A 21,565-nucleotide genomic window follows, 5' to 3' on the forward strand; every position below is an offset into this window, starting at 1 on the left:
CGACTGCTGTCTATTGTTCAACCGACACGTCGTATCGCTGGGCGCGCAGTGGCGATACACCTGACATCAGTCCTGTGTGGGACCGGTGGATCAGGAGGCGCGTGATGAAGTTCCGTGCGTACGCCGCAGCACTGCCGATTGCGGCGGTAGCAATTACTGCGGCGTCAGCTCTCGCCGGGTGCGGCACCGACAGCACGTCAAGCAGTCCGAGTCGGGTCTCGACGGATGCTCCGCTCAGCACGGTGGTTTCGATGATCACCAGTCCGCCGAATTCCCCGGACCAATCGCAACCGATATCGGCGAGCGGGACTGCCAGCGATACGCCCACCAATTCAGGCATCGTCCCACCGACACTGCCACCCGGCCACGGCGTGGGCGCGTCAGCATTCACCGGTAACTGGCAGCGCCACGAGAGCCGGCTGACCTTGAACGCCCATCGCACCGGATCGATCCTGATCGGAGCGAACGCCGTCGACGGCGAGACCTGGTCGCTCACCTGGCAACCCGTCGGCCGAGGAATCACCATCACCATCGGTACCCAGACCGACAAGAGCGGTGCCGGGTTGGACGGGTACCTGTCGCACGGTCAGGTGGTCACCGGGGAACTGGGCACTGACTCCACGAACACGATGGTGCTACGCACACACGGAACCGGCACCAACAACTCCGAAACGTTGTCATGGTGCAGTTCGACGTATGGCAGCTCGCCGGAGTGTGGCGCCTGATCTGAACTCAGAACGGCGGCGGTCGCTCATCGACGATCCGGTCGTACAGCTCGGCATTGCGCCGCGACTGTGCCGCATCGATATCGATGTGGTTCTTGTTGCGTTCGTATCGTTTTCGGTACGAACGATCCTTGGCTCGTGCCCGCCGCCGCGACGGTGGCGGTTCTAGGTCAGGGAACAGCTCGACGGTGCTCGACGCCGGTCCCGCGTAGTCCGAGCCGTCGAGCGCAGTGAAGGTAAAGCCGGTACTGCCACGCTGGCGGTCACGCCACTCGGTGAAGGTTTTGACCAGATGATGGAAGCGGCACAACGCTTTACAATTCGTATGCGAAGTGGGGCCACCCGCCGACGGATCCTGGTGATCGAATTCGACCGTGTGGTCGATGTCGGCGAATCGAGCCGGCTGGCTGCATCCGGGCCACACGCAGTACCCGTCACGGATACGGACGTAATTGTCCAACGCCCGGCCCGGCCGGTATGTGAGCGCGTCGGACAATCCGGTGAGTGAGAATCCAGGGACGCTGATCGGCCGGATCACTGCGTCAGAATCTGCGGCCAGCTTGCGCGCGTGGTCGGCGTCGATGACGCCCACACCTTCGATGAGCGCCGGCTGATCGTCTGCACCGGCAAGAGTGGATTCGTTGATCACGACATGCACCGCCACCTGTCGACGGCTGAAGTCGATCACCTCCGACTCGAATGATTGCGCCTGCGCCAGAATGTCTTTGGACCGCGCCTTGCAATCCTCGGTGGCACAGGTACAGGCCAGCGCCGGTTTGCCGAGCAAGGCCGCGACGAACGCATCCGCGCGGCGCTGGGCCTTGGTTCGCGGGTCCTTTGCACATACCTCGCGAACGAACTGCTCGACGCGTTCCTTGATCGCGGCGGCATCCTCGGCCGTCACCCTGGCGAGGATCTCGCCCATCCCGTCTTCCAATGCCGAAAAGCGCACGCCGCGTTCACCATGCGCGCGTTCTCGCCGCCGCTTGACGGCGTCGGGATCGACCAGGCCGACCAGCCGATCGACGGCATTGCGCAACCTGCTGTCCGACCACGACCCCGGCCTGCTCAAACTGGCGGCCAGCGCGGCATTCAGTTGGACGGCGGACTCCGAGTCATCGTCAATCAGGTTGGTGCGGTCGATCACGATCTTGGCCTGCCGAACGGTCAAGGTGCCGTCATGCAGGAGATCGGCGACGGCCGGGATGCGGTCGCGCAAGGCCAGGGCGTCTGAAATCGCGTTATGAGCCAGCGCCGCAGACACTTCCAGCAGAGCGCCGACCTCCGCCTGCAACACGGCCCACGCGTCCAGCCCGAAGCGATCACTGTCTTGCACCGGAGCGACCTGGCGATAGTGCATCTCGGCGATCGCGGCATGTTTGTCCGCGAACAGCATCGCCTCGCCGTGCTGCACCGCGCGGATCAGCGCCGGAAGCTCACCATCGATACACAACTCGGGCACGGGCAGGCGCAGCGTTCGCACGCTGTGGTCTCGCCAGTCGATGCTCTCGAACATGCGGCCGACTATACCGGCAGGGTCCGACAAACCTGACGAAAGGCTTTATCGGGCACGCGCTTTCGTCGAAAGCGCGTGTCCGAGCCGGCCTATCGAACTCAGCTCTGTCCGACCTGCCGGTTGAGCGGAACGCTCACAAAGCTCGGGTTGTTCGGGTCGAGCTGAATGTGCTCGGGCCGCAGCTGCGAGTCATTCAGCAGGGGCCGCAACGGGATTCCCTTCATCAGGTTCATCGCGAAGATGGAGACCCGCAGCCGGTGGCCCTTCTTGATCATGGCATCGGTCGGCCACAGTCCCAGATCGATCGGCGTCGGCTGGCCCGGCTTCACCGGCCGGCGGTCCGCCAGATCCAGCGTGTAGTACGGGTTGGTCACGTCACCGTTGGGTGCGAACGTCGACTTGCTTCGATCGATCGCGCGCAGCGATGCGACCAGCTGGCCTGTGGTGATCGGCGTCGACGTCCCGTCGGGCGCAACGTCGGTCAGCATCGCGGTGTAGTAGCCGTCGGTCGCATCGAGCACCGTGTTCAAGTGCACGTTGACCGGACCGGAGAGCGACGTGTTCGCCGCCATCGGTGCCGACGTGAAGGTCAGCCCGTTGGTCTCGGCGATCCGATTGTCGGTGGTGCAGAAGGGGAAGACCGCCGTCTGGCCCATCGACTGCTGACCGCTGTCCCGCGAGCAGAGCGTGGTCAGACCCGGCGCGACGGTGAATCGAGCGGTGCTGTTCGGCTTCGCGCCCACCAGGCTGCCGTCACGCAATGCCGTTGGCGCAGTGCCACTCCGACGGTCCGACAGGTACAGCCGCTGGTTGTCCATCCCCGGACGCGGGAAGCTCGGCGCACTCGTCCAACCATTGCCCTGCTGGTACAGGGTGGCCGGGCCGTACTTCGTGATGCCGTTCTTGACTCCCTTGAGGAAGTGGTCGAACCAGGCCTTCTGCAGCACGGCCATCGACGGCGGAGCACCGATCTGGCCCATGCCCGAGGTAGCCGTCATGTGATACGTCGGGCCCATGATCAGCTGCTTCTGGCTGCCCGGCGTCAGCGGGATCTGCCCGTAGACGCGCGGCACGCTGTTGGTGAACAGATCCCACCAACCGTCGTAGATCATGGTCGGCACCTTGATCTGGTCCGCATGGTCCAACCATGACTGGCGCTCAACAGAACTCGTTGACAGCAGGCGTCGCAGCTCCGGTGGCACCGACTGCACGGTCGGCGCGGTCAGTGCCTGGATGAGCTGTGGGAAGAAGGTGAACGGATCGCTTACCCGACTGGCCAGCCAGTTCCAGTCGAAGGTGCCGGTGACCATGGACCGCAGGTCCGGAACCATCTTGAGGGTGTTGACCGCCATCAGCCACAGCGGCAGGAAGCCCACGCCGAGCGCGCCGCCCGGGGCCACGACGTCGCGGACGAGATCGCCGCCGGGCTCGATGGGCACAATTGCCTTGAGCGCCTTGGGATTTTTGTTCGCGGCGTAGAGCTGGTTGATGCCCGAGTAGGAAACGCCGGTCATGCCGACCTTGCCGTCCGACCAGCGCTGCTTGGACGCCCAGTCGATCATCTCGACGGTGTCCTGCTGCTCGCGCGGCTGGAACACCTGCCAGGTGCCGTCCGAGTTTCCGGTACCGCGCACGTCGGCCACCACCTGGGTGTAGCCGGCGCGAACCAGGTTGAAGTCGACCGAGAAGTTCTGGATGAGGCCGCCGGGCACGGTTCGGAGGATGTCGTTGAGGCCGCTGATCGGCGTGCCCGAGACGTTGATCGCGTTGGCCAGCCACAGCGCGAACGGGCCGAGCACCGGATTGGCCATCGCGGCAGACGCCACCGCCGACACCAGCTTGGTGTACGGCGTCATGTTCAGAATGACCGGCGTCTTCGTGTTCACCGGCACTCGGTTCGCGTCGGCCGGCCGGTAGACGTTGGCGCGGATGATCGTGCCGTCGCTCATGCGAATCGGAACGTCCCACTGCACGTTCACTTCCGGGTACTTCAGGTTGCGGTCGTGATCGGCCGTCCAGCGGGCGCCATCCGCACCACCTGTCGGATCGGCGTGTGCCACAGCGGGATTCACTGCAAAGACCAACAGCAGCGTAGAGACCAGCATCGGCAGTACAGCCGCCGCAGACCGCTTCCGGCCATGCTGACGCCACCCTGAACGCATCCGGAACATCGATGTCCTCCTCTACCGCCCCGCCGGCCGACTCCGGCCGGCCACTGGGGCCCACATTGCGTCACGATCGAGTAACGGCGGTCACAGTAGCATGCGGAACCACGGGTACCACACAGTGGTCCAGTAGTGAATGGAGTTGCCTGGGTCAAACTCCAGGCGAAAGCGGCCTAGTTGCGTTCCAGCTCGATCGGGTGCGTCGACAGCAGACTCATCGGCCACGGCTGCCGGCGCAGCACCACCGACCACAGGTCCGCCGTCGGCGGTACGAGAATGTCAGAAGCCAACGCCGACACCACGATCCAGCTGTCGGCGCGCAGTTCATCGTCGAGCTGACCGATGCCCCAGCCGGCGTACCCGGCGAAGATACGGACGCCTTCGACGGATTCCGCGACCTCGTCGGCATCGGCATCGAGGTCGACCAGCACCACGCGTCCGTTGACCGGTCGCAGCGTTCGATGGTCGCCGCTCTGCGCCCCCGGCCGCAGCACCCCGAGGCAGAGGGCCGCGTCCTGCTTCACCGGCCCGCCGACGAATATCGCCTTGGGGCTGCCCGCGAGGTCGGTCCATTGCGGCAGGAGATTGTGCACCGCGGTGTGGCTCATCCGGTTGAGCACGACGCCGAGGCTGCCGCTCTCGTTGTGCTCGATCATGTAGATGATCGTGCGGCGGAAGGTCGGCTCGGAGAGGTCCGTGGAGGAGATCAACAGGGAACCCGGGCGGACGCGCACGATATCGCCGGCACCGGAACTCGGATCCCACATCCGGTCGGAGCCCGGGAAGCCGCCTTCGGAATCGTCGATCCCCACACTTGTCATCATCGCATGCGATGGCCGCTGTGGCATCGACCACGCGGGCGTTTCGATCGACATGATCGAACCCGGTCGCGAGCCCTCGCGACGGAGGTCGGCCGCCGGAACTCAGGCTACATACATCTGGACTACGTACTCTTAATCTGCGATGACAGACGCAGCCCCACTCGTCTCCGATTCCACCGGCCGCCACGAAGCTGCCGGCGGTTCGCGCTGGCATGCGTTCGTCCGGTCGTTCCGAGTCTCGCCCGGCCTGTCGCGGCTGCTCACCGTCCGCCTGATCAGCCAGTTCACCGATGGGCTGTTCCAGGCCGCGCTCGGCACCGCCATTCTGTTCAACCCCGAGCGGCACGCCGATCCGCTGGCCGTGGCCGCCGGCATGGCCGTACTGCTGCTGCCGTACTCGGTGATCGGGCCCTTCGCCGGCGCGCTGCTGGATCACTGGGACCGCCGAACCGTCCTCATCTGGGCAAACGTGCTGCGCGCCGCGCTCATCGGGATGGTGTCGCTCACCATCGCCACCGGGGCCGCCGACGGTACGGTCCTGGTCTGCGCACTCGCGGTCACGGGCGCCAGCCGATTCGTCGCGTCCGGCCTGTCGGCCGGCCTGCCGCATGTCGCCGAGCGGGACCTCATCGTCGGTATGAACTCCTTCTTCACCACCGCCGGCGCCGCCGCACTCGGCGTCGGTGCGGGCGCTGCTGTCGGCCTGCGGCTGATCTTCGGCAGCGGCAACGCGGGTAGCGCCGCCACCACCCTCGGAGCCGTCGTCGCGGCGCTCGCCGGGGCCGCCCTCGCGGTCGGATTCGATCGCCTGCAGCTGGGCCCAGACCGGCCGGACACCTCGGGCGCACTGAATTCGCGACGACACCCCAGCGGCTCGGTGACGCGGGCGATCGCAGTCGGCCTGGTCCACGGCGGCCGAGCGGTCGAGCGGGCCCGTCCGGTGGCGGCCGCCCTCGCCGCGATGGCGGCGCACCGATGGGTGTTCGGATTCAACACCCTGATGCTGCTGATCCTGTCTAAGCACAGCTCGATCGGCGGCGGCATGTCCGGCGTCGGCATGATGGCCGCGCTCACCGCGGTCGGCATGTTCATCGCGGCCGCGATCACGCCGATCGCCGTGGGCCGAGTCGGTCGTCGGCACACGTTGATGATCGCGATGACCGTCGGCATCGTCGCCGAATCGGCGCTCGCCACGTTCAACCCGATCATCATCGGCGTCGCGGCGACCGTGCTCGGGCTGGTCGGACAGACGGCGAAACTCTGCGGCGACAGCGCGATGCAGCTCGACATCGACGACGCCTGGCGCGGACAGGCGTTCGCGTTTCAGGACGCCGTCTTCAACGTGACCTTCGTGTCGGCGATCGCGGTCGCGGCGGTATGTGTGGCACCCGACGGCCGCACGCCCGCACTGGCCTGGGCCGGCGCGGCTGTCTTCGCGGTCGGCCTTCTCGTCGTGGCCGTCGTGCACACGCAGCGCCATCAGGCGCCGGTGGACGACGCCGTGCAGACCGGTCCGCAGCGAGCTGTGGCGGGCTAGCTGTGATGTCCAGGGAGGTTGGTCAGCCGGGTGATGGGTGGCTGGCCTCCGAGGGCTGAGTGGGCGCGGTGGTGATTGTAGATGTGCAGCCAGCCCGGTAGCTCGGCTCGGCGTTCGGTTTCGGAGTTGTAGAACCGTCGATAGGCCCATCCGTTGGCCAAGGTGCGGTGGAAGCGTTCAATTTTGCCGTTGGTCTGGGGCCGGTACGGCCGTGTGCGTTTATGGGTGATCGACAGTTCGTTGCAGGTGTCGCGCCAGGCGAACGAGCGGTAGCAGGAGCCGTTATCGGAAAGCACGCGTTGCACTGTGACGCCGTGGTCGGCGTACCAGGCGACAGCTCTGCGTAGCACTGCCACTGCTGTGTCGGCCTTCTCGTCGGTGCAGATCTCGGCATAGGCGACGCGAGAGTGGTCATCGATCACGGTGTGCACGAATGCGGTGCCGCCCTTGGGATTTCCCTGTGTGGTGCGGCCGGTGGTGGGCACCATCGCGCGTTTGTTCTTATCTCCTTGCTGTTTACCGACGTACCGCCAGCCGCCGCCGTCGGGGATGTTGCCGAATTTGGTGACGTCGACGTGGATCAACGCTCCGGGCCGGTCGTGTTCGTAGCGGCGGATCGGTTCGCCGCTGACCCGGTCGATATGGGAGAGGCGGTTGATGTGGCAGCGCACCAGTACCGCGTGCACGGTCGAGGCCGGCACGCCGAGTTGGCCGCCGATCTGGACTGGTCCGAGCCGCTCGCGCCAGCGTAGTCGCACGATCGCTTGCACCAGGTGCGGGCTGGTTTTGGTGGGGCTGTGATGCGGGCGGCTGGAGCGATCTGTCATCCCGGCGACGCCTTCGTCGCGGTACCGGTGTGCCCATTTGGCGGCGGTTTTCGGGCTGACCATGAACATCGCTGCAGCCGCCGAGCACGACCAATGATCATCAACGATCAACCGTGCCAGCCGAAGCCGGGCACGTGGGGTCAACGCTGCGTTAGCGTGGGACATGAAGGCCTCCTGTGGAGTGAGTGGGTCCTAAGCAGTTCCACTCTGACCACGGAGGCCTTCATCTATCACTAAAACCGGGAACAACGTCCCTGGACATCACAGCTAGCCCGACTCCGCCGAAGTCCGCCGTATTTGTCGGACCATCGCGCAACAATCGGGGAATGCACTACGGGATCATCATCGCCGCCGGCGACAGTAAAGACTTCGTGGCCCACGCGGAAGCCGCCGAGGCCGCCGGCTGGGACGCCATCTTCACGTACGAGACGGTGTGGGGCGTCGATGCCTGGGTCACGCTGACTGCCGCGGCGATGCGAACATCTCGGATTCGGTTGGGCACCATGCTGACTCCGGTGCCGCGCTGGCACCCCTGGGATCTCGCGAAGGTGACAGCGAGCCTGGACAACATCAGCGGCGGCCGGGTGATTCTCGGGACCGGACTGGGGGCGATCACTCCGAACTGGATCGCCTTCGAGCCCGACGAGGGTCGGCGAGTGCGCGCCGAGAAATTCGACGAGGGCCTGGATGTGCTGTTCGGGCTCTGGCAGGGCCAGCCGTTCAGTTATGAGGGCAAACACTTCCGAGCGCAACCGACGGACCTGCACGTGCCGGGCCGGCCGGTGCAGCGGCCGCGCATCCCCACCTGGTGCGTCGGCCTGAGCGGATCACGGAAGTCCATGGCGCGCGCCGCGCGTTGCGATGGCCTGCTGCCCAATTTCCCAGGGATCGGGCCCGAGGGCGGGGAGACCTTTCAGCAGTGGGTCGATGTGGTCGGCGAGATCACGGCGCTCCGTCACGAGCTGGGCTACACCGGTGACTACGACATCGTCTACGAGACCACCACCGATCTGGCGGACCGGGCCGCAGCCGTCGCGCATGCGCAACGGGTCGCCGATGCGGGCATCACCTGGTACCTGGATTCGGACTGGATGGCGCAGCCGGACGACCCGTTCGCCTACCAGGCCGAACGCATCCAGGCCGGTCCGCCGCGCTGACCTGCAGATAACAACGCACCCTTGGCAAAAACGGCTACGTTGGAATAATCTTGCGTTTATGTCTCAAACTGTGAGCGACGGGGACCTGGTCGAGGTCGAGACCCGAATTGGCAACAACACCTTCCATCCCGGTACCCGCATCCCGGAACGGCCGACGGACGACAGCCTGCGGCCGAAAGATCGCGAGCAGCACACCGTGCCGCCGAATTCGCTGCTGTGGAAGTACATGGGCGACCCGTTCGTGCTCGGCGCGGTAGGGCAGCGCGCCGCGATCATCGAGAACATGTGGCCGCAGCTGGGCCAGGGCGTCTCGGATCATTCGGTGCTGGTGTCCCGCGGCGACTTCAAGTCACTGCGGGAGCGCGCGGCGAACACCCTCAAGACCATCGGCGGGGTCGTCTATGCCACTCCCGAACAGGCGACGAAGTTCGGTATCCAGGTGCGCAACTTCCACAAGTCGATCAAGGGCGAGATGCCGAACGGCCGCCGCTACCACGCGCTGGACGCCGAGACCTTCTACTGGGCCCATGTCACCTTCTTCGAATTGATCTATCGCGCAAGCGAACTCGGTGTCATCGACCTGAGTCGCGACGAGAAGGAGCAGATCTTCGAGGAGAGCAAGCACTGGTGGTCGATGTACGGCGTCGACGACCGCGCCCAGCCCGAGACGTACGCCGACTACGAGAAGTACATCGCGCACGTCAAGGAGCACGACCTCATCGACATGGGGATCGCGCAGTACACCGCCGGCTCGGCGAAGACCGCCGACTACTTCGTGCGGGCCATGCCCAAGAAGTATCAGCGAGTGGCGAAGGTCGCGTCGCCGGCCGTCGCCGCGATGCTGCGCATCACCACCATGGGCCATTTCGAACCCGAACTGCTGGAACGGCTTCGGCTCACCGAGTACTGGACGAAGAAGGACCAGCGCCGATACCGCCGGCTGATCAAGGCCCTGCGCATCGGCCGGATCGTGAGCACCCGGCTGCATCTGCCCGTCGAGGCGCGGTACATGCCGTTCGCCGCCAAGGCATTCCGTCGTGAGGGCATCAACCCCGACGACATCACCTTGGAGTCGGCTCGTCAGGCGTTGGCCGAGGCGCGTGCCTCGTATGTCTCGGACGCCGCAGCCGCGGTGGAAGTCATCGAGGTCGTCGACGCGGCGCCCGACGATGCCGCCTGCGCCAAATGCGAACGCAACCTGGAGGATTGCTCCGACTGTGCGGGCACGGGCGTGGTCGACGGCGAGCCGTGCGACGTCTGCCACGGCGCCCGGCGCGGCTGCCCGGTGCACCACGCGGACTGGCGCACGCCGGCGGTCGTCGGCTAGCCCGACACCCCGCCGATCGCCGGGGATTGACAGGAACGCAGGAACCGTGCGATCGCCTGCGCCAAACCGTCTTCCGGTGATTCGGTATCGCGACGTTGACCGAAGAGCAGCCCGAAAAGCAGCCCGGTCAGAAAGTCGTTGAAGTCCAGCGCATCCCGGACCGGATCGGCCGCGCCGAGCGCCGTCAGCAGATCCGCCGCCAGGTCCCGCGAGAACAGACATCGAGCGAGTTCGCCACGCAGTTCGCCATCGTCTTCCACCTCAGGCAATAGCGCGAACACCGACAAGGCTTGGTCGCGACGCTCGGTCGCGAGCCGCCGCAGCTGATCGTCGATCAGCGCCGCCGCCCCATCGATCGTGACCGCGTCGGGCGGATTCGCGTCGTCAGAAGCAGCACGCGAGTGCACTCGTACACGTTGGATCACGGCGACCACCAGATCGCGGCGAGTGCGGAAGTAGTAGGACGTCGAGCCCAGTGCGATGCCGGCCGCACGGTCCACCGACTGGTGCGTCAGTGTCCGGGCACCGCCCTGTGCCAGCACCGAAATCGCGGCGTCGGCGATACGTGGTCGACGGTCGCCCGGACGAGGCATTTCTCACAACCTTCCAGTTACTCTATAGACATAGAGTAACCCTTATGAGGATCTCTCGTCTACACCGATCCGGTGGCGCCGCACATCCGCTCGCAGCGGCGGCCGGCCAGCGTTTTCTCGCTGAGATGGCCGGCTCCGGAATCGAATTCGACCCCGGCCAGCAGGCCGCCATCGCCGAGTTCGGCGTTCCCACGCGACATGGCTACTACCTCTGGGGAAGCGTGGGGAGGGGCAAGTCGATGATCGCCGACGGCTACTTCCGAGCGATCCCCACGCGGCACAAGCGACGGCTCCACTTCCACGACTTCTTCCACGAGCTGCACACCGAAATCACCAGTAGTCGAACGTCTTTCGACATCACCCTCGACAGATTCCTGGGCAAGACCCGCGCGATCCTGTTCGATGAGTTCCACGTTCACGACGTCGCCGACGGCGTGTACTTGGCCGCCACCCTGCGCGCTCTCGTCGCCCACGACACGCTGATCCTCGCGACGTCCAACTATGCGCCGGCTGCCCTCATGCCGAACCCGTACTTCCATCAAGGTTTCGAGCCGACGATCACGTTGATCGAATCCACCTTGAACGTCGTCAACCTGGCTGACGGCGAGGACTATCGGCGTGGCGGAGCCGGTGAACACGGTAGCGGATTCGCCTCCGGCACTTGGTGTATCGGTCCACGCGGCGCCGAACCACGGTCCCATTCGACCATCAACGCCGCCGGCCAATACCTACAGGCGCACAGCATCCCCGACGACACAGTGGCCTTCGATTTTCGCGAGCTCTGCGTAAGGCCTCTGGGCATCGACCAGTATCGGTGGATCGCGGAGCGGTTCGCCGGCGTCACCGTCACGGACGTTCCCGACCTCGCAACCGTCGCCCCGGATCCGCTACTGAGGCTCGGAAATCTTGTAGACGTGTTGTATGACAACGATATTCGGCTGGACGTCGTGGCGATCGGTACGCCGGAGGGAATTCTGACAGTCAGCACGCGGCCACGCGATGCGGCACGCACCGTCAGTCGGCTGTCAATGCTGGTGCGGAGCTAAACCTGAACCTCGGCCACCTCGCGGTTCGAACTGATGCGCCACCCGACCAGCGCCACCGCCCACGTGACCGCGAAAAGCCCGACGACGATGTACCCCACGTGATCCAGGCCGATGCCGCCGATCCACGCCAGCGGACCGCTGGTGATGCCGAGCTTGTCGGCCAGCAGTCCGATCAGCTCGATCCCACCGATCAGCAGCGCGACGATCACCGACAGTGTCGTCACGACGATGTTGTAGAACACCCGGCGCTGCGGCTGCTCGTGGGCCCAGCCGTAGGCGTAATGCATTGCGACGCCGTCGATGCTGTCAAACAGCGACATGCCCGCGGTGAACAGGATCGGCAGGCTGAGCACGGCGTACCACGGCAGATGCACCGCCGCGGCTCCCGCGAGCACCAGCAGCGAGATCTCCGTCGCGGTGTCGAACCCGAGGCCGAACAGCAGGCCGACCGGATAGAGCTGCCATGGCGCGCGCACGCTCCGCAGCACCGGAGCGACGAGGCGGCTGATCGGTCCGATCGGTCCCGCCTCGGCGGCATCAGTGGTCGCCGCCGAGCGCCGGGACCGGATGATCCGCACCAGCACAACGAGATTCAGCACGCCCAGTATCAACAGGAACAGACCCGAGACCGAGGTGCCGATCGTCCCCGTGGTCTTCTGCAGGGTCGACGCGTCGTCGCTGACCTGTGAGGCCAACGTCTTCACTCCGACGGTGAGCAGCACGCACAGCACCAGGACCACCGTCGAATGGCCCAGGGAGAACCAGAATCCGGTGGTGGTCGGCCGGCGCCCGGCCGCGACCATGTTGCGGGTCGCGTTGTCGATCGCGGCGATGTGATCGGCGTCGAAGGCATGCCGCATGCCCAGGGTGTAGGCGGTGATGCCGAGGCCGATGCCGAACATCTCGCCGTCGGCCATCTGGAAATGCCCGGTCGCCGCCAGCGCCAGCATTCCGAAACCCACGATGTGCAGCAGCACGATGACGATCGCGATGACCCCGATCGAGCGCTTCTCCGCCGATCGCGTCACTCCCGTATCCACCGCCTGCACCCGTCTTGTCTAGCAGCCCCGGCGACTAATCGCGCGTCCGGAACTCGGGATCGGCAGCGGCAAACACTCGATCGAGCCGACCATCCCCATTCATATCGGCGAGCACCTGATCGAACCGGCCGTCGCGATCGACATCGAGGTACAGCCGGTCGTTCGCCAGCACCCCGCCGCCGCGGCCGCCGGTCAACAGCCCGACATCGGCCCGGCCGTCCCGGTCGGTGTCGTAGACCTCGTCATCGGCCGATCCATCGCCATCCAGATCGGCGCCTCCGTGCGGGCCGACGGCATCGGTGACCGGATTCGGCTGTCGATGCTCTGTTCCATCCAGTCCGGACCAGACGAGACCGCCCTGCGCCGGACTCGGCGTCGGAGGCGTGGGTGGCCACTCGCGAATCGGCGGCGACGGCGGGGCCGGCTGCGGCGTCGGCGCCGGCTGGGGGAGCGATGCCACCGGTGACCGCGGCGCCGCCGGCAGATGCGGGTCACCGGTCACCGGCGTTCCCCACACGCCAGAACCGTCGCGATCGACATACCAGTGTTCGGGGACCCCGTTGTCGTCACGATCCAGCCCGGCCCGGTCGGCCACTCCGTCACCATCGACATCCCACAACACATCATCACGACGACCATCCCCGTCGAAATCCAGCCGCACCGCGTCGGGCCGGCCGTCGCCGGACACGTCCCAGTCGGCGGAACTGCGCCAGCGGCTGGGCGCGCCGTCGCCCGTCCCGAACACGTACTCGATGAGGTCACTCACGCCGGTATGACGCGGGGGATGCCCGGGCGGTTCCACTGTCTGGACGGTCGACCGACTACGGAAATCGGTGCAGTGCGATGATCGGACACGACCGAAGAACGAGCGCGGACGCTATCGGGAGTGGACGAATGTACATCAGCGAACTCGGCGATCTCTGGCACCGGGCCCGCCGCGAACCCGCCACCGTGCACCTGGACTCGGCCGCCGCGTCCCGGTCATCCATCGAGACCATCGACGCCGTGACCGCGCATCTGTGGCGCGAGGCCGAGCGCGGTTCGTATGTCGCTGAGGATCAGGTCAGCGAACTGCTGCTGCGTTGCCGTCGCGACATCACGTCGCTGATCGGTCGCGGCGACGACGAGCTGTACTTCCGGGAGTCCGCGCGGTCGGCGCTACGGGCCCTGCTGACCGGGTGGCAGCTGCCGCTGTCGGCATCGGTGTGGGTGGGGACCAACGAGTTCGGCCCGAACCTCGACGAGTTCGAGCGGCGCGGCTACGTCGTGCGCACGATGCCGACCGTTGACACCGGCGGCCACATCGACACCGATGCCCTGCAGAACATGCTGCAGTTCGAGCAGCCCGACTTCATTCATGTGTGCCACATCGGTGCGCACAGCGCCACCGTGCAGCCGGTCGCCCGGGTCGTCGAATTGGCCAGGGAGGCCGGGGTTCCCGTCGTGGTCGACATGGCGCAGACGCTGGGACACCTGGACTGCGTGATCGACGCCGACGTCGTGTACGGCACCAGCCGCAAATGGCTCGCCGGGCCGCGCGGTGTGGGATTCGTTGCCGTGCGCGATGATTCGAAGCTGTCGGTGAATCTGCAGAGTTCCGACGCCTACATCGCCGGACGGCTCGGGCTCGGCGTCTCCTTGCAGGAGTACCACACGCTCGGGGCGGGGCGCGTGCAGAAGGAGCTGGCGCGGATCGGCCGCGTGACCCGCGAACGACTCACCGGGGTCGGCAGTTGGGAGGTCGTGGAATCGGTCGACGAACCCTGTGCGACAACCACACTCGCGCCGCCACCGGGTTGGGACGCCACCGACGTCGAGGCCGCGGCCGCCCGGCTGCTGTCCAACGGCATCCTGCTGACCTGTGCCCACCCGTGGCGGGCACCGCTGGCCACCGAGCAGTCGGTGCTCCGGGTGAGTCCGCACCTCGACGTCAGTTACGGCCAGCTCGACAATCTCGCGGCAGCGCTGCGCGAACTCAGCTACTGACCAGGGCCTCGGCGATCTACGTCGGCGGTTGAAAGCCGCCGAGTTCCTGTTCGAGCAGTTCGGCCAGCCGGAGCGGAGTGCGGTCCTCCAGCGCCGGGCCGATGAGTTGCACCCCGACCGGCAGGCCCTCCGGGGATCGACCCGTGGGTATCGCGGTCGCGGGCAGCCCGGGCATGGTGGCCAGGCCGGCCCAGAGGAGCTGGTCGAAAAACGGGTAGTCGACTCCGTCGATGTCGAGCCGACGTTTCGTCAGATCCGGCTCGTCCTGGTTGTGCGGAAACGCCGGAGTCGGCGTGATCGGACACAGCACGACGTCGAACTCCTCGAACAACTGCCGCCAGCCATGGCGGTGGATCTCGCGACGGATGTTCACCTCGAGCCAATCGCGATGGCTCATCACAATTCCACGCAGCCGCACCGCCTCGAGGCTCTGATCGTCCGGACTCAGTTCGGCCGCCCGCGCCTGCAACTGCTCATAGGTATCCATCGGAAATCGCGCTGCGTTGCCAGACACCAGCAGCTGCGCATACAGGCGCCCGGCCTCCGCCAGATCAGGCAACAGCGGACTGTGCCGCTCGACGCGGGCGCCGGCCGCGGCAAGCGCGTCGGCCACCCGATTCACACCCGCCTGCACCGCGGCCCCGGTCGCGATGAAGGGATGCTGGTCGACGACCAGAACCCGGAAGTCGCCCAGGTTGTCGTGGCGCGGCGGCGGCAGCGTGATCTCATGCGCCACACCGAGAGTCAACGGGTCCGGGCCGGCCATCACGTCGAGCAGGAGACTCAGGTCACGGGCGGTGCGTGCCATCGGACCGACCACGGCGAGGTCTGACTCGACCGGCAAAGGCGGGATCGCCGGCGGCGTCATCCCCCGCGGGGCCGCCAGCCCGAGGGTCGGCTTATGGGCGTAGACACCACAGAAATGCGCGGGTGTGCGCAGCGAGCCGGCGAGGTCGGAGCCGATGGACAACGCGCCGAAGCCGCAGGCGAGGGCCGCGGCCGAGCCACCGGAGGATCCGCCTGACGTGCGGTCTCGATTCCACGGGTTGTTGGTGGTGCCGTAGATCTCGTTGTAACTCTGAATGTCCTGCAGCCCCAATGGCACATTCGTCTTGCCGAGCACCACGACGCCCGCGGCCTTCAGCCGCGACACCTGCACGGCATCCTCGGCCGGAACGAAGTCGCGGTACTCCGGCATGCCCCAGGTCGTCGGCAGCCCGACCATGTTGTAGGACTCCTTGACCGTCACCGGCACACCCAGCAGCGGCCGATCCTCACCGCGGGCGCGTGCCTCGTCGGCATCCCGAGCCGAGGCCCGGGCCCGATCGAAGTCCGGCACGCAGATCGCGTTGATCGCCGCATCGTCTCGCTCGATCGCGGCGATCGCCGCGTCCGTCAGTTCCACCGCGGAGACGTCACCGGCCCGCAGCGCGGACAACATTTCACTTGCCGATCGAAGATTCCATTCCATGACTTCGACGCTAACTCCACGCCGGGCAAGCCATAAAACTTCTTTTCCCGCAAGGGAAACGCCTCAGCTTTCCCCGCCGGTAACCGTTACCGCGTGATGCCCACCGCATCGGCGATCTTCTCGACGGCCGGGCGCGCCTTGTCGGCGTCCGCGGGCGCCAGACCGATGCGGGTGCGGCGATGTAGCACGTCATCGACGGTGATCGCGCCTTCGTGGGTGAAGGCGTATTCGATCTCGGCACGGGTCACGTCGATCCCATCGGCGATCTGCGCGAGCGGATCACCGATATTCGCCTTGTCGACGACCCGCGCCGACTCGCCACCGAAACGCGCGATCAACGATTTCGGCGTCCCCGCCGGGGCCGGGGCCGGCGCGGCACCGATCAGCGGCATGGTCGCGGTGCGGCAAGGCCCTGCGGTCAACCCGGCCGTCTGCACCGCTTTGTCGACGGCATCCTCGGCCATCTTGCGGTAGGTCGTCAACTTGCCCCCGACCACGCTGATCATTCCCGAATAACCCTGCAGCACTGCATGATTGCGGCTCAGGTCGGCCGTGCTGCCCTCGCTCTGCAGCAGCGGCCGCAGTCCGGCGTACATGCCGATCACGTCGGCGCGGGACACCGGCTGCGCCAGCGCCAGGTTGATGGTGTCGATGAGGAAGTCGATCTCGGAGTCGGCCGGCACCGGCTCATCCGGCACCGGACCCGGCGCGTCCTCGTCGGTGAGGCCGAGGTAGACCCGGCCCAGCTGCTCGGGCATCGCGAAGACGAACCGGTTGGTGTGCCCCGGAATCTGGACCGTGAGCGCGGCGGTCGGGTTGCCGAAGGCCTTGGCGTCGAACACCAGGTGCGTGCCCCGGCTGGGTCGCAGCTTGATGGTGGGGTCGACCTGATCGGCCCACACGCCGGCGGCATTGATCACGGATCGGGTTGCGACCGTGAAGGTCTGGCCCGTGCGCACATCCTCGAGCTGCACCTGGCCGGGCTCGACCGACACCGCCTTGGTGTAGGTCAGAATCGTCGCACCGTGACTCGCGGCGGTCCGCGCCACCCCGACCACCAGCCGCGCATCGTCGATCAGCTGGCCGTCATGCGCGACGAGTCCGCCGCGCAGGCCATCCGGCCGGACGGTGGGGCAGTACTCGAGCACCCGCGCCGCACGGACGTGGCGCGACCGGGGGAGCGTCGACCCCTTGGTTCCGGCACTGAGCCGCAGCGCGTCGCCCGCGACGAAGCCGGCCCGCACCAGGCCGCGGGTGAGCGGCTTGGTGTCCGAGTGGATCGGCACCAGCTGCGTCATCGGCGAAACCAGATGCGGCGCAATGGTCGTCATGATGCGATGCCGCTCCATGGCACTCTCACGGGCGATGCCGACGTCGCCGGTCGCGAGGTAGCGCAGCCCGCCGTGCACCAGCTTGCTGCTCCATCGGCTGGTGCCGAAGGCGAGGTCCTGCGCCTCGACGAGGACCACCGCCAACCCACGCGTCGCGGCATCGAGCGCGGCGCCGACCCCGGTGATACCGCCGCCGATCACGACGACATCGACCGGCTCGTCGCTCTCCGCCAGGCGTTGCAGCGCGGCATAGCGGTAGACGGCGTCGAGCTGGGTGGTCTGGGTATCCGGCATGACGATGCTCCTAGTGGGTGGGGGCGTGGTGGGGGGAGGCGAGGTATCCGTGCAGGACCGCGTACAGCTCGGTGGACCAGCCGTCACCGAGCACCGGCGCCAGCTGCGCGTAGGACTGCACCGCCGCCTGCGTGACGGTGAGAACCATGGCAGCCAGGGCGGAGGGGTCGCCGGCACGGATCTCGCCGGCCCGCTGACCGGCGGCGATCCCGGCCTCGATGACCTGCAGCGCCCCGAGCTGGCTCGAACCGAATCGGGCGAAGATGTACGGGGCCAGCACGTCGGGCTGGTTCTTGATCAGCTCCGACAGCAGCTCGTCATCGCGGATCGCCTCGGCGACCGCGACGATCCGCGCAACCTGCGATTCGAGGTCGTTCCCGGCCGGCGCGACGTCGGCGATCAGCCGCAGCAGATCGCGCGTCAGCACATCGCCGATCACCGATTCCAGTTGCGGCCAGCGGCGATACACGGTCGGGCGACTCACGCCGGCCTCGCGCGCGACCTCGGCCAGCGTCAGCCGCCGGCCGCCGGCACGCAGCAGGCAGCGCCGCGCGGCATCGAGGACCCGCTCATCGATGGACGGCGGACTCAGCAGTTCTTCGTTACGGCTTGACATGATGTGTAACACTGTAACGCATGACCAACTCGATTGACCACCGACTTCCGGCTCCGCCGATGAAATGGAACGCGTGGGGCGACCCGGCGCTGGCCTCCGACCTCTCCGATTCGATCAAGGGACTGCTGGTGTCGGCCCTCGGTCTGGACACCGACGCACCGGCCGAACTGGCCGCCGCCGACGTCGAGCTGACCCCGTCGCGCCTGACCGCCGACGACGTCGCCGCGCTGGACGGCCTCCTCGGCACCGATCACGTGTCGATCGCCGACGGCGACCGTCTCTACCGGGCCGGCGGCAAGAGCACGCCGGATCTGTTGCGCCGCAAGCAGGCTCACCAGGAGGCTCCGGATGGTGTCGTCGCGCCCGGCACCGACGAGGAGGTGCTCGCGGTACTGCAGTGGTGCGCCGACGCGGGTGTCGCGGTGGTGCCGTTCGGCGGCGGCACCAGCGTGGTCGGCGGTTTGGATCCCGAGGACGGCGGCCTGCGTGCCGTGATCTCGCTGGACCTGCGGCGTTTCGATGCGTTGATCGATCTGGATGCCGAGTCCGGCCAGGCTCGCCTCGGTGCCGGCGTCACCGGCCCCGCCGCGGAGGAGATGCTCGGCACCCAGGGCTTTTCGATCGGGCACTTCCCGCAGAGCTTCAAGTTCGCCACTATCGGCGGATTCGCCGCCGCCCGCTCGTCCGGTCAGGCGTCCGCCGGGTACGGCCGCTTCGACGACATGGTCACGGCGTTGACCGTGGTCACCCCGCAGAGCATCGCCCGCTTCGGTGTCGCCCCCAAGTCGGCGGCCGGCCCGGACCTGCGCCAGCTGTTCGTCGGCTCGGAAGGCACGCTCGGCGTCATCACCGATGTCACCGTCCGCGTCCACAAGGTGCCGGAGACGACCCTGCACGAGGCTTGGCACTTCCCCGATTTCGCGACCGGCGCCGCGGCCCTGCGGGCCGTCGCCCAGCGCGGGATCGGCCCGACCGTGATGCGCCTGTCCGACGAGGTGGAGACCGGGATCAACCTCGCGAACCCGTCGGGCATCGGCGACGAGAAGGCCGCACCGGTTCCGCCCGGCGGCGTCCTGGCCGTCACCACCTACGAGGGCGACGAGGCCGCCGCACAGGCCCGCAAGCTGCTGACGGCCGACCTGTTCACCTCGCTCGGCGGCCAATCGGTGGGCGCCGGACCCGCGGAGGCCTGGGAGCATGGGCGATTCAATGCGCCGTACCTGCGCGACTCGCTGCTCGCGGTCGGGGCCGGCTGCGAGACCCTGGAGACGGTCACCACCTGGTCGAATCTGAGCACGTTGAAGACCGCCGTCACCGACGCGCTGACCGCGGCGCTCGGTGAATCCGGTTCGCTCGCCCTGGTGATGTGCCACATCTCGCACGTCTACCCGACGGGTGCGTCGCTGTACTTCACGGTGATCTACAAGCAGATCGGGGAACCGGTCGCGCAGTGGCAGGCCGCCAAGGCCGCCGCCAATCAGGCGATCACGTCGGTGGGCGCATCGATCACCCATCACCACGCGGTCGGCGCCGACCACCGCCCGTGGCTGGCCGCGGAGATCGGCGACACCGGCGTGACGGTGCTGCGCGCGGTCAAGGAAGCCCTCGATCCGAAGGGCATCCTCAATCCTGGAAAGCTGATTCCGTGACCGACGACTCGGGGACGCAACCCACCGGGACCGAGACGATCCCCGTGCGTCGGGTCGCCGCCCTGCTCAATCCGGCGTCCCGGCACGGGCTCGGCGCCGCGACCGCCACGCAGGCGGTCACCGCGCTGCGGAACGCCGGCCTCGAGGTGTATGAGCTCATCGGTGACACCGCCGAACATGCTCGTCAGTTGGCCACGAAGGCAATGGATTCCGGGCTCGATGCAGTCGTCGTGGTCGGCGGCGACGGCAGCGTCGCGCTCGCGCTCGGTGCCGCACGCGGCCGACAGACGCCGATCGGCATCATGCCGGCCGGCAGCGGCAACGACCTGGCCCGCGAATTCGCGATTCCGGCAAAGGAACTCGACGCCGCGGCCCGCGTCATCGCGGCCGGACGGGTGCAGGCGATGGATATCGGCGTGGCCACCACCGCCGACGGCACCGAGTCGGTCTTCGCCACCGTGGCCGCGACCGGGCTCGACGCACTCGTCACCGAGCAGGCCAACCTGATGTCCTGGCCCAAGGGCCAGGCCCGCTACGTGCTGGCCGCGCTCAAGGGTCTGTCGAAATTCGATCCGTTCGACTACCGAGTCACCATCGACGGCGAGCTCATCACCGAGAAGCTGGCGATGGCCAGCGTCGGCAACACCCGGTACTACGGCGGCGGCATGGCGATCGCACCGGCCGCCGATCCCAATGACGGGCTGCTGGAGGTCACGCTCATCCGGGCGTCGAGCAAGTGGCGGGGCATCGCCTTCTTCCCGCGGATCTTCAAGGGCACCCACGTCGAGCTGCCGGATGTGATCACCAAGCGCGGCAAGGAGATCCGGCTGGAATCGACGCCGAGCGCGCTCGCCTACGCCGACGGCGAGAAAATCGGCGACCTGCCGATCACCGTCACCGTCGATCCCAGCGCGGTGCGGCTGCTCGTCCCCTGACCGCTACCCCGTGACGTGGCGCTCGAGTGCCTCCAGTGACTCGTCGAGGAACTCCGGCGGGACCGCGGGAAAGCCGCCGAAGTTCTCCCGAACCGGCGCCGACACGTCGGTCCAGTCGTAGGTCAGCGTCACCTCCGTGCAGCCGTCGCCCGGCGCGAGGTCATAGCGCCACCACCAGCCGCCGCTGCCCCAGACGCCGTCCTGGATCTGGCCCGGTTGCCAGGCGACCGTGCGGCACGGGTCGAAGGCGATCACCTTGTTGTCGATCCGGTAGTGCCCTTCGGGGTGGTTCTGGTGGAACATGTGCATGCCGAATATCTGGCCCACCTCGGTGATCGGCTCGACGTCGCAGGCGTCGCGCACCCAATTGGTGGGCTCGGTGTACTGATGCTGCGCCGGATCGACGAGCACGGCAAAAATCTGGTCCGGCGCGGCCGCAATCGTGCGGGTGCGGGCGAGTTGTTCAGACACAGCTACTCCGTTCTCTCAGGCCACGGTTTCCATCGAACTCCTCCTCCGGTTCGACCAC

20 protein-coding genes are annotated in these 21,565 nt (G+C 67.1%); 8 read left to right on the forward strand and 12 right to left on the reverse strand.

The features are described from left to right. Positions 1–10: 10 nt before the first annotated feature. The gene (locus G341_RS23050) at positions 11–340 is read right to left on the reverse strand and encodes a hypothetical protein (protein ID WP_155826890.1); all 330 of its coding nucleotides are present in this window, start codon (positions 338–340) and stop codon (positions 11–13) included. 31 nt (positions 341–371) lie between these two features. On the opposite strand from G341_RS23050, the gene G341_RS21630 reads away from it, so the two are divergent. Continuing rightward, positions 372–725 carry a hypothetical protein gene (locus G341_RS21630; RefSeq protein WP_018178912.1) on the forward strand — a complete coding sequence of 118 codons (354 nt, stop codon included), beginning with the start codon at positions 372–374 and terminating at the stop codon, positions 723–725. A 7-nt stretch (positions 726–732) separates the two neighbouring features. Here the strand turns inward: G341_RS21630 and G341_RS0109585 are convergent, their stop codons facing one another. The 3 genes from G341_RS0109585 to G341_RS0109595 all read right to left on the reverse strand — a co-directional run bounded on the left by G341_RS0109585 (position 733) and on the right by G341_RS0109595 (position 5,230). Continuing rightward, entirely contained in the window at positions 733–2,241 is a 1,509-nt protein-coding gene (locus G341_RS0109585) for an HNH endonuclease signature motif containing protein (RefSeq protein ID WP_018178913.1), read from the reverse strand. A gap of 98 nt (positions 2,242–2,339) precedes the next feature. Then, entirely contained in the window at positions 2,340–4,346 is a 2,007-nt protein-coding gene (locus G341_RS0109590; RefSeq protein ID WP_043451072.1) for a CocE/NonD family hydrolase, read from the reverse strand. Between the two features lie 233 nt (positions 4,347–4,579). Continuing rightward, a complete protein-coding gene (locus G341_RS0109595) occupies positions 4,580–5,230 on the reverse strand; it encodes a YqgE/AlgH family protein (RefSeq protein WP_155826905.1) in 651 nt (216 codons plus the stop codon). 139 nt (positions 5,231–5,369) lie between these two features. Between G341_RS0109595 and G341_RS0109600 the strand changes: the two genes are divergently transcribed. Next, positions 5,370–6,764: an MFS transporter gene (locus G341_RS0109600; protein ID WP_018178916.1), complete on the forward strand. Its 1,395-nt coding sequence runs from the start codon at positions 5,370–5,372 to the stop codon at positions 6,762–6,764. Here the strand turns inward: G341_RS0109600 and G341_RS0109605 are convergent. Beyond that, positions 6,761–7,756 (reverse strand): IS481 family transposase, encoded by a 996-nt coding sequence (locus G341_RS0109605; protein WP_081622486.1) that lies wholly within the window; start codon positions 7,754–7,756, stop codon positions 6,761–6,763. The two genes, G341_RS0109600 and G341_RS0109605, sit on opposite strands and share 4 nt — an antisense overlap. Positions 7,757–7,917: 161 nt before the next feature. Here G341_RS0109605 and G341_RS0109610 point away from each other — a divergent pair, with 161 nt between their 5' ends. Continuing rightward, positions 7,918–8,748: an LLM class flavin-dependent oxidoreductase gene (locus G341_RS0109610; RefSeq protein WP_018178918.1), complete on the forward strand. Its 831-nt coding sequence runs from the start codon at positions 7,918–7,920 to the stop codon at positions 8,746–8,748. Between the two features lie 58 nt (positions 8,749–8,806). Continuing rightward, positions 8,807–10,075 carry an oxygenase MpaB family protein gene (locus G341_RS0109615; RefSeq protein WP_026303466.1) on the forward strand — a complete coding sequence of 423 codons (1,269 nt, stop codon included), beginning with the start codon at positions 8,807–8,809 and terminating at the stop codon, positions 10,073–10,075. Here G341_RS0109615 and G341_RS0109620 read toward each other — a convergent pair. Continuing rightward, positions 10,072–10,668, reverse strand: coding sequence for a TetR/AcrR family transcriptional regulator (locus G341_RS0109620; RefSeq protein WP_026303467.1), 597 nt, complete (start codon positions 10,666–10,668; stop codon positions 10,072–10,074). The genes G341_RS0109615 and G341_RS0109620 overlap by 4 nt on opposite strands. Before the next feature lie 44 nt (positions 10,669–10,712). Here G341_RS0109620 and zapE point away from each other — a divergent pair, with 44 nt between their 5' ends. Further along, positions 10,713–11,714 (forward strand): cell division protein ZapE, encoded by a 1,002-nt coding sequence (gene zapE / locus G341_RS21635; protein ID WP_081622487.1) that lies wholly within the window; start codon positions 10,713–10,715, stop codon positions 11,712–11,714. On the opposite strand, the gene G341_RS0109630 is transcribed toward zapE, so the two are convergent. Together G341_RS0109630 and G341_RS0109635 are read right to left on the reverse strand one after the other, a co-directional pair. Continuing rightward, positions 11,711–12,763 carry a HoxN/HupN/NixA family nickel/cobalt transporter gene (locus tag G341_RS0109630; protein ID WP_018178922.1) on the reverse strand — a complete coding sequence of 351 codons (1,053 nt, stop codon included), beginning with the start codon at positions 12,761–12,763 and terminating at the stop codon, positions 11,711–11,713. The genes zapE and G341_RS0109630 overlap by 4 nt on opposite strands. Positions 12,764–12,788: 25 nt before the next feature. Then, positions 12,789–13,520: a hypothetical protein gene (locus G341_RS0109635; RefSeq protein WP_026303469.1), complete on the reverse strand. Its 732-nt coding sequence runs from the start codon at positions 13,518–13,520 to the stop codon at positions 12,789–12,791. Positions 13,521–13,648: 128 nt separating this feature from the next. On the opposite strand from G341_RS0109635, the gene G341_RS0109640 reads away from it, so the two are divergent. Beyond that, on the forward strand, positions 13,649–14,740 hold the full coding sequence (locus G341_RS0109640) for an aminotransferase class V-fold PLP-dependent enzyme (protein ID WP_018178924.1): 1,092 nt from the start codon (positions 13,649–13,651) through the stop codon (positions 14,738–14,740). Between the two features lie 16 nt (positions 14,741–14,756). On the opposite strand, the gene G341_RS0109645 is transcribed toward G341_RS0109640, so the two are convergent. From G341_RS0109645 to G341_RS0109655, 3 genes are all read right to left on the reverse strand, one after another. Beyond that, complete coding sequence (locus G341_RS0109645) at positions 14,757–16,211, reverse strand: amidase (RefSeq protein ID WP_026303470.1); 1,455 nt, start codon at positions 16,209–16,211, stop codon at positions 14,757–14,759. Between the two features lie 86 nt (positions 16,212–16,297). Continuing rightward, positions 16,298–17,836 (reverse strand): glycerol-3-phosphate dehydrogenase/oxidase, encoded by a 1,539-nt coding sequence (locus G341_RS0109650; RefSeq protein WP_018178926.1) that lies wholly within the window; start codon positions 17,834–17,836, stop codon positions 16,298–16,300. 10 nt (positions 17,837–17,846) lie between these two features. Then, positions 17,847–18,452 (reverse strand): TetR/AcrR family transcriptional regulator, encoded by a 606-nt coding sequence (locus G341_RS0109655; RefSeq protein ID WP_018178927.1) that lies wholly within the window; start codon positions 18,450–18,452, stop codon positions 17,847–17,849. A 20-nt stretch (positions 18,453–18,472) separates the two neighbouring features. Between G341_RS0109655 and G341_RS0109660 the strand changes: the two genes are divergently transcribed. Together G341_RS0109660 and G341_RS0109665 are read left to right on the forward strand one after the other, a co-directional pair. Next, positions 18,473–20,101 (forward strand): FAD-binding oxidoreductase, encoded by a 1,629-nt coding sequence (locus tag G341_RS0109660; protein WP_018178928.1) that lies wholly within the window; start codon positions 18,473–18,475, stop codon positions 20,099–20,101. Further along, positions 20,098–21,036 (forward strand): diacylglycerol kinase, encoded by a 939-nt coding sequence (locus G341_RS0109665; RefSeq protein ID WP_018178929.1) that lies wholly within the window; start codon positions 20,098–20,100, stop codon positions 21,034–21,036. Before G341_RS0109660 ends, G341_RS0109665 begins: the two co-directional genes overlap by 4 nt. A 3-nt stretch (positions 21,037–21,039) precedes the next feature. On the opposite strand, the gene G341_RS0109670 is transcribed toward G341_RS0109665, so the two are convergent. Continuing rightward, positions 21,040–21,507, reverse strand: coding sequence for an SRPBCC family protein (locus G341_RS0109670; RefSeq protein ID WP_018178930.1), 468 nt, complete (start codon positions 21,505–21,507; stop codon positions 21,040–21,042). Between the last annotated feature and the right edge of the window lie 58 nt (positions 21,508–21,565).

Source organism: Jongsikchunia kroppenstedtii DSM 45133, from assembly GCF_000380485.1.
In the GTDB taxonomy this organism is placed as follows: domain Bacteria; phylum Actinomycetota; class Actinomycetes; order Mycobacteriales; family Mycobacteriaceae; genus Jongsikchunia; species Jongsikchunia kroppenstedtii.